The 16,952-nt window shown below is 55.7% G+C and carries 4 protein-coding genes and 1 riboswitch; of the genes, 1 reads left to right on the top strand and 3 read right to left on the bottom strand.

Translation table 11 applies throughout. The features are described from left to right. Positions 1 to 100: 100 nt before the first annotated feature. Positions 101 to 294: riboswitch (cobalamin riboswitch) on the bottom strand. 183 nt (positions 295 to 477) lie between these two features. The 3 genes from MUB23_RS15640 to MUB23_RS15650 form a co-directional block, all read right to left on the bottom strand. Beyond that, on the bottom strand, positions 478 to 2,568 hold the full coding sequence (locus MUB23_RS15640) for a hypothetical protein (RefSeq protein ID WP_244801625.1): 2,091 nt from the start codon (positions 2,566 to 2,568) through the stop codon (positions 478 to 480). Positions 2,569 to 2,792: 224 nt separating this feature from the next. Further along, positions 2,793 to 12,746 (bottom strand): SpaA isopeptide-forming pilin-related protein, encoded by a 9,954-nt coding sequence (locus MUB23_RS15645; protein WP_244801626.1) that lies wholly within the window; start codon positions 12,744 to 12,746, stop codon positions 2,793 to 2,795. Continuing rightward, entirely contained in the window at positions 12,715 to 15,549 is a 2,835-nt protein-coding gene (locus tag MUB23_RS15650) for a SpaA isopeptide-forming pilin-related protein (protein WP_244801627.1), read from the bottom strand. Before MUB23_RS15650 ends, MUB23_RS15645 begins: the two co-directional genes overlap by 32 nt. A gap of 215 nt (positions 15,550 to 15,764) precedes the next feature. On the opposite strand from MUB23_RS15650, the gene MUB23_RS15655 reads away from it, so the two are divergent. After that, on the top strand, positions 15,765 to 16,952 hold the full coding sequence (locus MUB23_RS15655) for an AfsR/SARP family transcriptional regulator (protein ID WP_244801628.1): 1,188 nt from the start codon (positions 15,765 to 15,767) through the stop codon (positions 16,950 to 16,952).

Genomic DNA, 16,952 nt, shown 5'->3' on the forward strand with positions numbered 1-16,952 from the left:
CAGAAAAAGCCTCCCTGACGATCCATCAGAAGAGGCTTATCCCTAGTTTTTGTCCATTAATGAATACAAAAATAAGGCCATTCCCTCATCCCGGAAAACAGGCTTCGTTTCTTTTACGGCAGATATTCTGACTTCGCTTCATCCTCCGAAACGCCTTCTCAGCGGGGTCTCCGCCAATGGCATTTTGTTTCTTCGTCCACGTTACAGAAGAGGTGACTGTACCGGATTTGCACCGGTTTCCCTTTTCACGCCTGCAGGCTTACGCCCCAGACGACCGTAAATAGTTTATATTATGCGTTATCAGTCTATCGGATGTATCTCCGATTGTCAAGTCTTTCCGACATTTCTCTGCCAATGAATTGACGGGACCGTCAGAGCTTTGTCTCCGGCTTAGCCTGCGCTCAAAACAAAATGCCCTCCGAAGCAAGCCTGCAACGGAGGGCATTCGAATTTCATTGATTCAACTTCATCCTGTCATTATTTACCGGAGTTTTCTTTTTTCTTTGCGATGATCACGCCGGCCGCCACTGCCGCGATCAGCAGAACCGGGAAGATCCACCAAACACTTGACAGCTGGAATCCGCTCTCTGCGCCCGCTAGGTTCTGGTTGGCCAGCGGAACGCTCTCATCTTCCAAAGTCACCGTGCCGGGCTCGGTCTGCTCCGCGCTCTCGGTCTGAGCGGGTTCGGTGGGATTTTGATTATCCTGGTTCTCCCCGCCCGCCGGAATGTTTGCCAGAGGAACGCCCTGATCGTCCAGGGTCGTCACTTCTCCGGTCTCCGGATTGTTCAGAACCGTGGTAGGCGTCGGAGCCGCCGGCTCGTTCACGTCTTCATAGACTACTTCTTCCGTGGTCACCACCTCGGTCTGGATCACAACGGTGTCCGCATTCTGAACATCTCTTGCATCGCGGTAATATACCGTGTAGGTCCGCTGAGGGGAGAAGAACGAATGGGAAATCTCTTCCTGTCCGTTCAGCCGGACATACTGGGTGCCGTCGGCTCCCGCGTACGTATCCGGGGTCTGAATCGCCGTATCGGATCCGGAAGCTTCCACTTCCTGGGTCGACCGGAAAATCGTCTCATTGGTGGTCACGCTGCGGTACTGAATGTTCAGGCTGTAGGATGCCAGAACGCTGTCGCTTGCTTCATTGTAGTAAATATACTGAATTCTCGTCGCATCCCCGTAGGAATGGGTGTACTCCTTCTCCATGCCTGCATCCAGGTAGTAAACCGTGCCGTTCACGGTAAGCTGGGATTCCGCAGTGAAAGATGCGGGAGCGTTCACGGTAACGGTCTGATCCAGCCGGGAAATCTCAGTGCCGGTCGCAGCGTTGATCAGGCGGACCGACCAGGTATAAGGCGCATCCTCGGCGATCTGCTCGTAAGTTACCGTGTATACCAGAGTCTGGTGATCTTTCGCCGGATGGCTGATCTGAAGGCTCTGGCCTTCCTGCACCTGGTAATAAACCGTAGAGGAACCTTCGGTCACGGAGATCTCCTTGGGAGCATCCGCCGTCAAAACCGCCTCGTTTGCAATGTCTTCCACGGTCACAGTCAGGTATTTCTCTCCCAGCACTCTGCCGGTGCCTGCCTCGACGTACTGAATTTTTACGGAATAGGGATCCTTGTTTTCCGCATCCATCGCGCGGTACTTGACCGTGTAATGAAGCTGCGGGCTGGAGTAATTCACCTTGACCAGAGCCAGGGAATCCAGTCTCAGGTAGGTGCGTCCGTCTTTGTCAAAGGTCTCCGGAATCTCGAACACGGTATCGCCCTTAAAGGACACTTCTTTGCTGATTGTGTCGAGAACATTTCCCTTCTCGTCTTCGTAAGTCACGGTAGCCGTCTTGGCTTCCGGCGCAAAGCGCTGATACTGGAATTCATAAGCTGCGGTTCCGAAGTGGAGCATCTGGGTTGCCGCCAGCTCGCCGCCGTTCAAAACATACGCCTCGCCGTCCGGTCCCACCGTGTAGAGCGGAGCCGTATGGGACTGGGAAGAATTCCGGTTCAAGCTCCCGGTCTCAACCTCTACTTTCTGGCCTTCGTAATTGTAAGTTACCGTGTAATAATGGGCCAGCTTGGTGTTGGCCTGCGCCAGGTAGTTTCCACTCTCAGCGGCAAACACCATAACCGTGTAGTAATTCTCCATGTCCGCGATGGAAAGGATTCCGTCGCTGTATTCGTAAGCCTGATCCGGCATCTCAGAGCCGTTCTTATAGAAACGGAATGAAACCTCACAGTTGGTGGTCACTTCAAACTGCTGTCTGGCCGGATCCTCCGAGGTGCGGGCCGCGATGGACGCCTGGGCCGCCGCACTCTTCTCTTTGCCGGATTTGCTGCTCTCGGAATCCAGTTTTCTGGTCGTCACCGACTCGAACTCATCACTGGCGCCGCCGTCTTTTGCACCGTCCTCCATGACGTATCCATCGTCATCAATATAATATCCACCGTTGGGATCCGAGGAATCATCTACCCAAACAGCAGCCTGGACCGTAGCCGGGTACAGCTGGGTCATCACACACGCCGCCGCTGCCAAAACTGCTAACCACTTTTTCCCTTTCTTCATATCCTCGCCTCCATCTATTTAAATCAATTTTATTTTGGGTTTTTCCTATCTTCTGACTCTATCATACACAGGCGGAATCACACGGCGATCACACGGAGGCCTTTCCCAGGCATTTCCACCTGATTTTCCACGCCGTACAGGCGCAAAACGAAAGACTTTTCTTCGCAAGGAGAGCGCAGACGGGAGCGGGACTGTCAATTCGCCAGCCCGCTCCTGCCCCCTCTTTACTGCTCTTTTTTCTTCTTTCTCCGTACAATCAAGACGCCCAGCGCTCCTGCGCAGACAACCAGAATTGCGGCGGGCAGAATCAGGTTCTGCGTATCGCCGGTCTTGGTGCCATTGCGGCGGATCACGGTTTGTTTCACCTCATTCTCCGTCACGGTCTCCACCCGGCGCTTCGGTTTATAGATTCCGGCGTCCCAGGTCAGATCCACCTGGCCGGCAGCCAGCTGGAACGCTCTGGTGTAGAACCAGCGGTCTCCGGCCCGGATCACCAAATCCGAATCCACAGCTGTGTCTTCTGTCTGATCGTATTTCGTCGCCACATAGCCGTCCGGCACCTGGAACCGCACCCGGTACAGACCAGCCGGCAGATTTTCAAACAGATAGAGCCCATTGGCATCGGTCAGCGTCTCGCCCACCACGAACCAGGCATCATCCTGCTCCGGATCTCCGGCCATGTTCCGCTCCAGCACCACGGGGATTCCCGCCGCAGGCAGCTCGCCCGGCTCCTGAATCCCGTTATAGTTGTCATCAAACCAGGCATAATCGCCGATGGCTCCCAAGAGCTCCACGACACCAGCGTCCCAGGTCAGATCCGTCTCCCCGTATCCCGGTTTGATGGTCCTTGTGACATATCCGCCGTCGCTCTGCCCTTCGGCTGTAACCGGCAGAATTCCGGAACGGTAGGTAACGATCGCGTCGGAATCGAGATCGCCCGGTACGCCTGCCTGCTGGCAGTTCGTCAGCAGCGTCTCGGAGCCCAGCGCAAAGACCACCCGGTATTCCACCGAAATCTCGTCGCTGCTTCTCAGCTTTTCAAACAGGTAATAGCCGTTCTCATCGGTCAGGGTTTCGCCGTAATACGTCCAATCCGAGTTGGCATCGGCCCGGCTTTGGAGCACGACCCGCACGCCTGAAATTCCAGGCTCCCCGGAATCCTGTTTCCCGTTCCGGTTAAGGTCTCTCCAGACAAAGTCGCCGATCGCAGCGTACTTTCTGGCTCCGGCATCCCAAGTCGTATCCACCGAATCTTTCGCCAATGTAATCGTCTCGGTATAGCCCTCCCTCCGGTCTGATCCAGCCGGATAGAGCGCGTCGGAATCTTTGGTATCGTCGGTCCCCACATTTCCGTCCACGCCGGTATAGCCCTCCGGGAACACGAATCGGATCTTATAATCCTGGGTGTCCCCGTCAAAGACCAGGTGGTCAAAGTAGTAGGTTCCGTCGGCGCCCACCGTGATCTCCGCCGTCGGCTGGCCGGCAAAGGAACCGTCTTCCTCCACCGGGTAGAGCTCCACCTTCGTTCCGGGAAGCGGGATGTAGAGGCTCTGTACATCGTCGTAATCCCGGTCGTCAAAGCAGAAACCGCCGATGGCGCTGTAGACCACCAGACCGGCGTCATACCGATTGTCTTCCTGCATTGCCTTGCCCGGAACATAAATGTTATCCTCAATCAGCCTGGCTCTCGTCAGCGTAATCACGTCGGTCTGCCGGATTCTTCCGTCTTCATCCACCCAGTGCTTCGCATCGGAATCCCGGTCAGCCCGTGTGCCTTCCGGCGCGATGGACTTGGTAAAGTCGTAGGCGTAGGTATAGCCGTCGGCTTTCCGCAGCTCGCTGATATCGAACCGGACGATGTAATACCCTTCCGGCAAATTTTCAAACCGGTACAGGCCCTTTTCATCGGTCAGCATCCGGGCGTAATAGCCCTGGCCTTCTCCAATCACGCCGTCCTCGCCGACCTTGTAGAGGAGGACCGGTACACCTGCCACGCCGGATTCGCCTTCATCCTGAACGCCGTTGTTGTTCCAATCCAGCCATACCGTATCGCCGATGGCATAAGGGCTGATCAGACCAGCGTCGATGGTAGTGTCGGCTTCCCCGTAGAGGCCGCCGTTTTCATCTTCGAGCACCCGAAGGGAGATCGGATCCGTAGACCCGTCGCTGTTCATGTTGGAATCCACGGCAGGATCATTGCCCTGTCCTTTCAGGGTTGCCGAATAGCCTTCCGGAATTTCAAACATCACCTGGTAGGTATAATACTCTCCGCCGATGTAATCGTCCGGATCCGTGGAACCCTCGGCGGCTCCGGGTTTCAGGTAATTGCAGGCAAGGCCGGTAAACTCATAGTGACCATTCTGATCGGTCCGGTAATCAAGATCCACCGTACCGTCGGCGGCCGTGTGTTTCACAGTCTCCTCTTTGGAGATGGTCTGATCGCCTACCTTAAAATAAGTCGTCTTGCGGAGCGATACCGCCACTCCGCTGGCCGGCTCCTCCCCGTCATCCTGGAGCCCATTGGAATTTTCATCGTACCAGACGTAATCGCCCAGGCTTCCGGTCGGAAGGTTCAGCGTAGCCAGTACCCGCTCCGGTTCGGTGCGGTCCTGATAGCCCACCTCGTCCGGCGCGGTGACGCCTTCCGGCATCTGACGGGTCACGGAAACCATGGCCGAGTTGGCGATCAGTTTTTGATAGTAATCTTCAATCTGATCCGCGGTATATCCCGGCGTCTTCACGGTCAGGTACACATCATAGGTACCGCCCGGCGCCAGGCCTTCACTTCCAAAATCGATCTCAGCCGCAACGGCGCTGCTGTCCGCCTCAAAGCCGGAGGACCAGGCGGCGTTGCTGTCAAAGCTGTCGGTCCGGTGATACATCGGCCCCATCAGTGCGCCCGCCGCAGTCTCGCCGGACGAGCGTCCGCTCCAGCCGGCATCCGTGGAATAGATCCGGATACCTGCGGTTTGGCCCGACACATCCAGCAGAGTCAGATCCTCGTAGCCGCCGCCCATCGGAAGCGTGGTGCCTCTCGGCGTGAAGGAGCTTCCGTTGATCATGACGTAGGAATCCCCGTAGAACGGCAGGATATCCACGATCCGCGCGGTGCTGATATTCTCACTGGAATTGTTGTACAGGGTCAGCTTGTAGTACAAATTCTCCCCTGGATTCACTTGGGCCGTTTCGCCCATATCCAGGTACTTCACCTGTCCGTCTTCCCCTTTTACGCCGATGTACTTCACCAGCATCACCGTCGTGGAATCCGTCACCGCCGCTTCGTTCGCGGCGTTCAGATAGAGGAGATCGTCGGAAAGCAGTCCGTCGGTCACCTCATTGTCATGGAGCTGCTGCTCTTCATGGGAGGTGAAGCTTAACCCCAGAGGGTTTTCCGCCGACTTGGGCACCTTCGCCGTACTGCTCAGGTAAGCCGGGCAGACCAGAGTGGTCACACCGTTCTGCCGCTTGGAGTCGTAGGAAATCATGCCGTCAAATTTCACCAGAAGCTGTTCTCCGGGTTCCAGGGAAACCGCGTCGGAAAATTCAAACACATACTGTCTGGACTTCAGCTTATCGCTTTCCTCATACTGATCGTTCCCATGGTTGATCAGCGGAGCATCCACCTCCGTCACTTTCAGCGTATAGTACGAGCTCGGTATCACCGTCTCGTTGCCGTACTGGTCCACCTTGGTGATCTGGAATCCATTGGCGTAACGGCCGGTATTGACCGTCGTGCAGGCCGGCATCCGGAACGATACCACCGGACGGTAGAAGGTTTCGCTCTGGTTATCCACCTGATGGTTTTCCACCGTAATCTTATAGTTTACCGAATCGCCGGAATAATAAGTCGCCTTCTGGCTTTCGATCTCATTGGTGATGCTGACCTGAGGCACATGGGACGAATACTTCGGGATGTACAGCTTCACCTGGCTGGAATTAGCATTGGCTTTCTGCGCCGCCAGATTTCCGTTTTCATCCAGCCTCCGGTCCGTCCACTCCACATTGGCCACGTTGACAATCTCACGGATCTCATGATCCGTTTCCGTGGACCAGCCGCTGCGGTCCAGGAAGGTTGCCTGAAGGATCAGGCCTTCGCTTTGGAACTGCTTTTGCACATTCTGATATTCCACCCGAACGCCGATGACGGAGCCCGTAAAATTCACGGTCTGGGCTGTGCCGGCATCGGGGATCTCCTGATACAGATACCAGGAATCCGAAGCCTTATCCGCCAGCGTCCGCTGGATGTAGACATTCGCCCCCACCGTCTGGGTCCGGTCTCCGTTCGCAGAGGGCAGAACTTCCAGAGAGGTGATCCGGTAATCTCTGCTTGCGCCCGCCTCCTCGGACAGGGCAACCGGTTCCAGGTTCGGGGCCTCTCCGGACCACAGGGTAATATCATTGTCGGTCACGGTAAAGGAATCTGCGCCGATCTCGTTACTGCCGCCGGCGTATCCGTACAGCTTAAACTGAACCTCATAATCGCTTTTCAGCAGGCTTTGGGCCGCATGGGCCGTCGTTCTGGGACTGCTTCCGTCCGCAAACCCAACCTCATCGGCATCCACGCCCACTTCCTGGACTGCCTTATCAATTTTTCCGTTCATCCCGGCCGCGCCGGAAATCAGGATGTTTTCAAAGGTGACAACATTTTTATCGCTGTTTTGGCCCGCGGCCGGATTGTGAAGCGGATAAACCGTCACGATCTTCTCCAGGGGCGCTAGGCTTTCGTCCTTGGTATAACCGCTGGGCGCCTGAATCTCCACCACCTTGTACTCGGTGCCGTCCGCTGCGGCCGGCAAGAGCTTCGAGATTGCCACGCCGCCTGCCGTCACCATCTGCGTCTGCTCCGGCTCTGCTTTCCAATTACCTTCGCTGTCCTTGGCGTAGACGGCAAAGACTGCACCGTCCAGGAGCTGTCCGCTTGGATCCGTCTTCTGGATCAGCAGCCGTCCCTGGTCAGCCTGGTTGGTAAGCTCCGCTTCGTAGATCAAATCCTCGGTTCCTGCCACGACCGGCTTCACCAGACGTCCCGCTTCCACCGCCACGGCCACCGGCTGCGCCCAAACCGCATAGCCTGCCTGCTTCACCGCATCGGTTTCCATTTCCTTCACGTAGTACGTGCCGGGGGCCAAATTCTCCCAGATACAGACGCCAAATGCGTCCGTCGTCCGCAGGGAATCACCGCTCCAGGACTCCACCGATACTTCGGCGGTGCAGTCCGGGTCCGTATAGAGACGGAAAGCTGCTCCGGCTAAGGTCTCCTTCGCTCCCGATGCGTCCTCGCCGTACTTGGTCAGCTGAATGGAGCCTTTCGGGCTGTTGTAGAACTTCAAAACTCCATCGGTAATCAGCTGATCCGTGCCCGGCCGGTAAGCGCCGGTCGCTCCCGCCTTTACCTCAAATTCCACCGGGGTCGAATCCAGCTCAAACCGGACCGTGTGTTCCTGCCCGCTGCTATCGGTGTAGACATAGGCCGGAGCCCCGATTTCCACCAATTTGTATCTGCCAGGCAGGAGGTAGCCCGATGTCCGGCTCGGCCCGGTCATGGTAAACGTGGGCTCATCCGGATTGTTGTAGACGTATGCTCCCTGGCTTTCATCCCAGCGGTACAGCTCGAAGACCGCGCCGGTCAGCCCCGTCAGACCATCTTTTTGGGACGCGGCGGAGCCGTCGTATTTCTCCAGGACAAATCTGCCCTTGTTGGCCGTATCCTTGATCGGATTCGCCTGATAGGTATCGTTGGTCGTATTGTTCGTCACCTGAACCCAGAGAGAGTGGTCCAAAAGCGCATAGCCGTCCGGAGCGCCGATCTCCACCAGCTCATACCAGCCCTCCGGCAAGCCTTTGCTGACGGCAGTGCCGTCTGCAAGAGTGGTGAGGATGGTCACAGGCGTATCTCCCGCCTGATGCCCAGTCTGGTCCGCCGCGACTTTGTAAACCTCAAAGACCGCGTTCTCCAGCCCGACATTCGTCTGGTCCGTGCTGAGCTGTTTCCAATCGCCTACCTTTTTGACGGCGATCTTGCCCAGCTCATTGTTGATCAGATCCATGGCAAGAACCGGGGCATCTTTATGATCGTCATACCGGATCTCCATTTCAAAGACCGTTGGATTCAGCTCAAATCCCATAGGTACCGAAAGCTCCCGGATATAGTAGGTTTTCGTCCCGGTTTCCTCAACCACAAGTCCGGTAAATGCCGCCAGGCCGTCCGTTCCGGTCTCCTTTTTCTGCATCCAGTTGATCCCGGCCCCGGCATCCGCCTTTGTCGCAAAGAGGCCGATCACTGCGCCTTTTACAAGGCTGTTGTCCCTGGCGTTTTTCTTGGTCACCTGGATGGAGAACTCCTTGGAATCCTGGAACCAATCGCTGCTGCCTGAGGTCAGGTCCGTGGTTTGATTGGAAGCCACCGTAACCGTTTTCACCTCGCTGGAAACCAGATATCCGCTGGGAGGGGTGATCTCTTTCACATAGTAGGAAGGGGCCGCCGCGTCGTTGGCAGGAATCAGCGGTGATTCACCGATACCGGAGGAATTCGTCGTAATTCTCGCCACTTCCTTGGTGCAACCGGAATCGCTGTAAATTCCGAAAACAGCGCCTTCCAAGCTCTTTGCGGTGTCGTTAGCGTCTACCTTCTTGATCTTGATCTTCCCTTGGGCAGACAGATTTTGAATGGCGTCATTTCCCGTCAGGGAAGTATTCTTCACGCCTTTTTCAATCGTCACCTTCCACACCGGGGAATCCGGCAGGGTGTAACGGCTGTCGTGGGTCGAGATCTCTTTGAGCCAGTAGTCGCCAGCGTCTAACTTTGACCAGGTTATCTTGCCTTGGTCGTTGGTTTTCTTTGTCGTCCCCACCAGATTCTGGCAGGTTTCATCTGAATATAAGCCGAACTCCACGCCTTTCAAGGCGCCCAGGTTCTGGTTATCCGGGCTGTAGAAGCCGCGTTTTTCTATGGTCAGTTCGCCTTCTGCGGCGTTGACTACCGTGATCACTTCCGTGGACTGCACGCCGGCGATGACCGACGGCTCCGGAACGGTTCCGTCAAATTTGCCGTCTGCGTCTGCTACGCCGGTGAACTTGCCTGCCTCCACCGTGAATTCAATGAACCGGCTGTCGTCTGACCCGTCGTAATAGACCGTCAGCCCGGACGCCGCCTTCTCATAAATCCGATACTCTCCCGGCGGCAGGAACGGAGATTCGTACCGCGTTCCGTTCGTCTGAACCTTGAACTCTGCGGATTTTCCGTCTAATTTGTAGTTCTCATAACTTTCACCGTTCTTCTTCTGAATCACAAAAGTGACATTTTTCACATTGTACAGGTTGTTTCCGTCCACTTCCTTTTTCAGCAGGAACTTGCCGTAGGCCGCCGGGTTAAAGAATCCGGAGCCGTCCGCCATCTGGGTATAGGTATTCTCCGTGGCACCGCTGGTTACGGTCAGAATGCGGTAGGTGGAACCTTCCGCCTCATTCTTGGTTACGATTCCGCCCGCTCCATCCACAGAATTTTCTTCCACGATGTAAATGCCGGCAGGCAGGAGAATGGATGTGTAAAGCCCATCGCTGCCCGTAACGCCAGAGGCAAACGGTTTCGCCTCTTTTTTCTGGTAATAGGTTCCGTCTTTGGAGTAGGCCGTCTGTGTTTCGGCTTCCGCCAGTACCGCCCGGTAGACCTCAAACGAGACTCCCTCCACCGCGTAATTCTTGTCGCCGATCGCCGTCCACTTTAATACGGAGAGGCGTCCCAGCTTCTCATCATGAAACGTCAGATCGGTGGTAAAACCCGTGCCATCGGCATTGACGGTGATCGCTTTGATTCCGCTGTTCGTGGTGTCGGCCATATATCCTTCCGGAGGCAGCAGCTCCACCACATAGTAGGTCTGCTCCGGCACCAGGCCGGTGAATGTAAACTTTCCGTTTGCATCCGTAGCCGTTGAAACCGCTATAATCCGATGGGCGCTGAGATACGCCGCATCCTTCAGGGAAGCCGCCATATCCGCTCTCGTCAGCCAGCCGGTCCCCGCCGTCTCTCCCGATGCGGTAAACTGATAGTTGACTTCCAGGAACGCCTGCATCGCGATGGCGTCCGCCTCATTTTCAAAAGCGCCGAAAACGGCTCCGGCCACCGGTAGATCCGCCTCACCGGTCTTGACGCCCTCGCCTTCCATCTTATAGTTGGAGACGGTGACGCCGGATTCTTTGCCTTCCTCGACTACGATCGGCCCCGTCCACTGATGGTACCAATACCAGGGGCCTCCCGTAATCTTTTCCGTACTGACTTCTTTTAAATAGTAGGTTCCCGGCTCCAGATTCACCGTGACCGCCTGGCCGGTTCCCGCCGTACCGCTCTCTAAAATATTTCCACCTGCGTCCGTGGAGGCCGAGCCGGAAACCAGAGAGACCGTCACCGTCGTCGTGGTGCCGTCCGCCTGCTCCAGAACTGCTGTTTCCGCTCCGTTCGGGTCCGCCACATAGAGCTCAAACTGAGCGCCGTCCAGAAGCCTGCTCATATCGTAAAAACCATTCTTGGTCAGGCGGATTTTTCCCTGATCCGTCACATTGTCAATCTCTATGGCTTGAGGATTCGTCTTTCCCGGTTCGATGGCGCACGGCGTATTCCAGGCATAGACGGTCTGACCGCCAATCACAACCGCCGTGCCTTTTCCGCTGCCGTCGCCCAAAGGCATGGTATAGCCGTCCGGGCAGGTGGTCTCCACAATCCAATACTCTCCGGCGTCCAGAAAATCCGAGATGCCAGACGAGCTGTTGGTGAGATCAAAGGTATAGTCCGCGTGATCCAGGCCGCCCGCCGCCGCGATATCGGCAGCCACTGCCTGCGCTACGGACCCCGCAGAGTCCGTCTGTTTCCGGAAGAGCTTGATCACCGCGCCCTTTAAATCGTATTTTTGATACGCATCCGTCCCGGTCCCATCCTGGGATGCAATCTGATACGCCGCCTTCTTTGCGATTGCTGCTTTCCCTTTGGCCACATTGACAACAGCGGCCGCCCCGGTCAGTTCGGTATTGGTCTCAGCTGCCTGGACCGTCACCGAACGGATCGTGGGATCCGGCGTATAGGCGATGCCGTCCTGATCCTGTACGGAAACTTCCTTAATGTAATAGGTCCCCGGCGTCAGCCAGCCGGACAGGCCCGCTCCCTCCGCATTGGTCTCAATCGCAGCCACCGGAGTCCCGGAAGCGTCCGCGCTCGTATAGACATTGAATGTTGCCCGCAGAGGCTTTGTCGTATCGGCCCTGCCGGAGGCATCGGCCGCATATTTTTCGATCTTTATTTTCCCATGATCCGCATGGTCCACGACCGTTCTTACATCCTCCGCATACCCAGCCCCCTGATTCAAACCGGCGGCCACATTTCGGAATTCCACATTGGCCGCTTTCTCATGGCCCTCCGGAACCGTGGTCTCCACGAGGATATAGCTGTCCCCCGGCGTCAGGCCGTCAAAGGATAGTTCCCCGGCCGCATCCGTAAATGTTTCGCTCCCTACCTGAGCCCCGATATGATCTGGCGCACCGGCATCATACCGGTACAAAGTGAAGCCCGCGCCGCTCAGCGGGGTCACCGGATTGGCCGGGTCCGCCGCGTCCATATCCGTCCGCTTCTGGACCACAATCTTGGCCTCCCGCTGGTTGGTCAGTTGCTCCGTCTGTACCTGATCGGCCGATGTGCCGTCCGTCGTTCGGATATGGTGGACGGACGAATCCAGGATATAGCCATCGACGGTTGAAATCTCTTTGACATAGTAGTCGGTACCCGGCTTCAAATTTTCAAAAACCGCAGCCCCATCGCTGCCTGTGACAGCCTGGCAAGGAGTTCCGTCCGCGTTCTGAACCGGAACATTCGCCGCGGAATCGGTGAAAATGCCAAAGACCACACCGGACAGCTTTTCTCCGGTCTCGGAGTCTGTCTTCTCGATCTGGATTTGTTTCAGACGCTCATTGGCCACGGAAATCTCCACCTGGGCATTTTCCGTCACCGTCACTTCCACTTCTCCTTCCAGCGGCTGATAACCGGCCGGCGCAGATACCTCGCGCAGGTAATACGTCCCGGACGGAATTACCTTGGAGAGGCCCACGCCGTCCTGGCCGGTTTTGATATTCGGATAACCGGCGGCTTCCAGATGACCCGCCTGATTACTCCACGCCGTCCAGCAGGATACCATCATCTGCCGCGTCCTTTTTGATCACTTTGATCTGGCCATAGTAGGCGTGATCTTCCACCGGAAGCTCCAGCTGCCCCTGTCCTCTCGGAACCGTAAACTCGGTGCGGAGGTTCGGGGACGGCAGGGAATACCCTTCCGGAGGAACCGTTTCAATATAATAGTAGGTTCCCGGAGCAAGTTCCACGGGATCGCTGGAAGATTGGTTGTCCCCGACGATTTTCGTGGTGACGGCCGCCAGCAGAGTCCCGCCGGTCTCCTGATCATAAATTTCAAAGGTCGCGCCGGCCAAAGGCTCGGTATAATCACTGTTTCCAACCACGCCTGTCTTGGAAAACGTCACTTTTACAATCGGATCATTGGAAATCTCCACGGGAGTCTCATTGATCTGATTCGCAATCACTTCCACCTGCGTCAAAGGATTTTCCGGCAGCGCATAGCCTGTGGGCGCCGTCACTTCTTGCAGCAGGTAATACCCTTTTTCAAGGGGGATCGTCTTCGCCAGTCCGCCTGCCTCTGTCTTCAGGATGTAATCGGCTCCCTGGTATTGGACCGGGTCCGCTCCCTGAATGTCCGCCTGCGGAGCAACGAAGGGTCCGTAAAGCTTAAACTCAGCGCCCGCCAAAGACTCTTTGCCCTCGGCCGAGCTGATCTTTTGAATTTGCAGACGCCCCTTCTGGGATTCGTTCAAAAATCCATTGACCTCTCCCGCAGACAGTGTGATGCCGTCCAGATTGGGGACCGTGTTTGCATTGGCCGTCACGGTGACGGAAAACACTTTGCCGGACAGAGGATACTCCGCCGCCAGATCATCGCTCAGGCTGGCTTCCTTCAGTTGATATTCCCCGGCCGGGATTCCGATAAATTGGACCAGTCCATTGGAATCGGATACGGCCTCATAGAAGGCCCCGCTTGGAGTATCTGTACTGGTCAGCCGAAACGTCGCGCCGGCCAGCGTGTGGATATTTCCCTCAGCGTCTTTTCCATACTTGACAAAGTGAAGGGCGCCCCGTTCGCTGGTCGGGTTGGTCAGCTCGATCGTATTCTCCGAAAGGGTCACATTTCCGGCCGCCGCAGCATCCATCGCCTCTGCCGTGATCGCCCCCTGCTCCCCTACGGTCACTTTCACCACGGTTCCGGCCGCTGAAAAACCGGCGGGAGCCGATGTTTCTTTTAAGTAATAGGTGTCACGGCGCAAGTGTTCAAAGACCACCTTGCCGTCCGTCCCGGTCGCTTGTTCCAAACCGGCCACAGCCGTGCCGTTGGCGTTGTTTGCCAGTTTGCTGCATTCCGGATCCGTGTAAAGCGCAAAAGAAGCCGTCAGGCCGGATGTTTCAATCGGAAAACTTTCTTCACCGATCTTCAGGATCTTTTTCACGGTGATGGAGTAATCATCCTCCGTCACCTCTTTTTCTCCCAAGGTAATCGGAGCGTCGGCTTTCTTAACCTGCGGGACGCCGCCCAACAGCTTATAATCGATCTGGGCCCAGTTATCCAGCTGATAGGTCCGAAGCTCCTGGTTGGACGGAGTCACATAAGGAGCTTTCGGATATTTCACCGTCATCGTATAGGTGGTCGTGACCGGCGACCCGGCTCCAAGATAGCTAGCCCTGTCTCCGGCCTTTCCGATCGCGGAAATCTGTACGCTCTCGACCGAACCGTCGGAAGCGTTCTGCACCGTATAGTCTTCTCCGATAACCAAGTCCGTGTTCCCCAGTTTCAGGGATACGATTTCCGCCGCTCCGCCCCCGGCCGGATAGCCGGTGGGCAGCGTATCCGTCAGCAAAAAGGATTCCAGATCCAGACGTCCGTTTCGGTCTCCGTCGGAGTCCTGACCGCCTTTTTTATTCTGTACCACGATCGTGTAGGGGACCAGATAAAAATCCGGATCGCTGGAGCCATCCACCGCTCCCACCGATTTCTTGATCTCCCAATCATCCTCGGCCCGAACCGTTACCTCCGGCGCCTCGGCCTCCGGGATCTCGCCGGCAGCCGCCTGGTCTCCGGCAAACCCTTGCACTTTCGGCAAAAGCTTGATCTTTGATCCATCGATAAATTTGAAATTCTCTGTGGTCAAATTCAGATCAATTTCATTGGTTGTTCCGGTGCTCAGCTTATCCGGCTTCAGATTGATCGTGACCAAGGTCGCATTCCCCTGCTTGATCTGAATCACACTGTCGACTTCCTGTCCAAGCACCAGTGGATTTCCCATGTCGTCCTGCTTCAGGGTCACGGAATCCGGGAGCGTCAGCACGATGGACATCCCACTGTATTTCTGATTGTCCTCCAGAGGCGGCACTGTGTAGCTGATATAATAGTTAAAGTCTCCGCCTGACAAAATCTCTTTGGAACTAACCGTCGCCGAGATGCCGAAGGATATAGGATCCGTGCGGGGCACACCCAGGGAAGCGGCCGCGACCGTCTCCTCGAACGATGCCGCCAGAGCGCCCAGGCTCTCCGCAATTTCCGCAGCGGTGGTCTCCGCGGCCGCCTGAGCCGCTGTCTCCGCCTGGGTAAACACTTCCGTGGTCAGCCCTCCGGCCGTTTCTTGATCCTCCGCCGGTTCCGGCGAGCCGGTTGAGGCATCCCCGCCCGGATCCAATGCCTCCGGCGCCGCGCTTCCCTCCGGAACGGTAGTCTCCTCCTGTCCGGAAGATTCCGCCGTCACCTCTCCGGACAGGGAAGCTCCTCCTTCCGGCAAGCTCTCAGCCCATGCTGTAGTGCTGGGCATCATTGTGGTAAATAGGATGGCGAACGCCAGCAGAACGGAAGTCGTGCGGCGCCAACGGCCTTTTACGAATTTTTTCATGAGCTCCTCCTCTTTTCTTATCACCAGACTCATTTGTCTATAAGTCCAATACTCCGTTTATACTATAACACATAGGAATCACACCAATGTCACAGATAATATGGATATGATTTTTCTTTTCTACTTTCCTTTTGTGTGATACAATCAAATATCATAACACACACAAGAGAAAACACTGTCCGCAGTGTCAAAAACCGCCCAAGGAGGCAGCGCCTATGCAGGAATTTCGTCTCAGCATCCGGTTGTTCGGAGAATTTATGATTCAGAGTCCTTGTGGAGAATTTCACCCAGGGACCAATAACAGTTCCCAAATCACCCTCTTGGTATCCTATTTGATCACCAACAAGGGGGCGGAGGTTTCCAAGGCCAAATTGTCGGAGGCCCTCTGGCCCGAAGGTCAAATCAAAAATCAGACGGCCGCGCTGCGCAATCTGATCTACCGCGCCCGGAAGGACTTGAAAATTCTCTCCCCTTCGGAAGAAACTGAATACATCGGATATGTCAACGATTCCTACTACTGGAACAAGGATATCCCTTGTACCACCGATATCTTTGAATTTGAACAGCTTTACCAGCAGGCCAGGAGCGAAAAGGACCCAGATCAGGCTTACGTGCTCTATAGCAGGATGCACCAGCTTTATCAGGGAGAGTTCCTCCCTACGCTGACATCCGTGGAATGGGTGCTTTTTCAGAATGCCTATTACAGGAATTTATTTATTGACTGCACGCTCCGCATGTGCGATTATTTAATGGTGAAAAAGGATTACAGCGCGCTAATCACCTTGTGCGACCGCTCCTGTCTGATGTACCAGGAGGAAGACCGGTTTCACCGGTATAAACTGATGGCTTATCTAGGGCTGGACACGCCAACCACCGCGCTGGAATATTACCATCAGACCGTGAACTTCTTTACCCAGAAATTCGGCGTCGACATCAGCGATTCTCTCCAGGACGTTTACCACGAGATTTTATCCCGGATTCCCAGCAATCCGGTCAATCTGGAAGAATTGGAAGAGGATCTCTCCGAGAGCGGAAAGACGAACCAGACCTTTTACTGTAATTTTGATATCTTCCGGAATTTTTACCAACTGAACCGGCGGTCGGTGCGGCGGTCCCACAGCAAGCACTATCTCCTGCTTTTGTCGCTCCTCGAAGCCTCCGGAAATCAGCCGGACTCCGCCGTTCTGAAAGACGAGATGGCGATTCTGTTCGAACTTCTCTCCACCACCCTGCGGCGGAACGATATCTATACCAGGACCAGTAACTCCCAGTATTCGGTGATTTTGACCGTCCCCAATGAATACGGAAGCGAGATCGCGGCGAACCGGATTCAGGAAAGATACGATCAGAGAAAACATCACCCGAAAATCCGCCTGACCATCGCGCGGAAATTGATCGAATAA

This window comes from Cuneatibacter sp. NSJ-177, assembly GCF_022867805.1.
Classification (GTDB): Bacteria; Bacillota; Clostridia; order Lachnospirales; family Lachnospiraceae; genus Pseudolachnospira.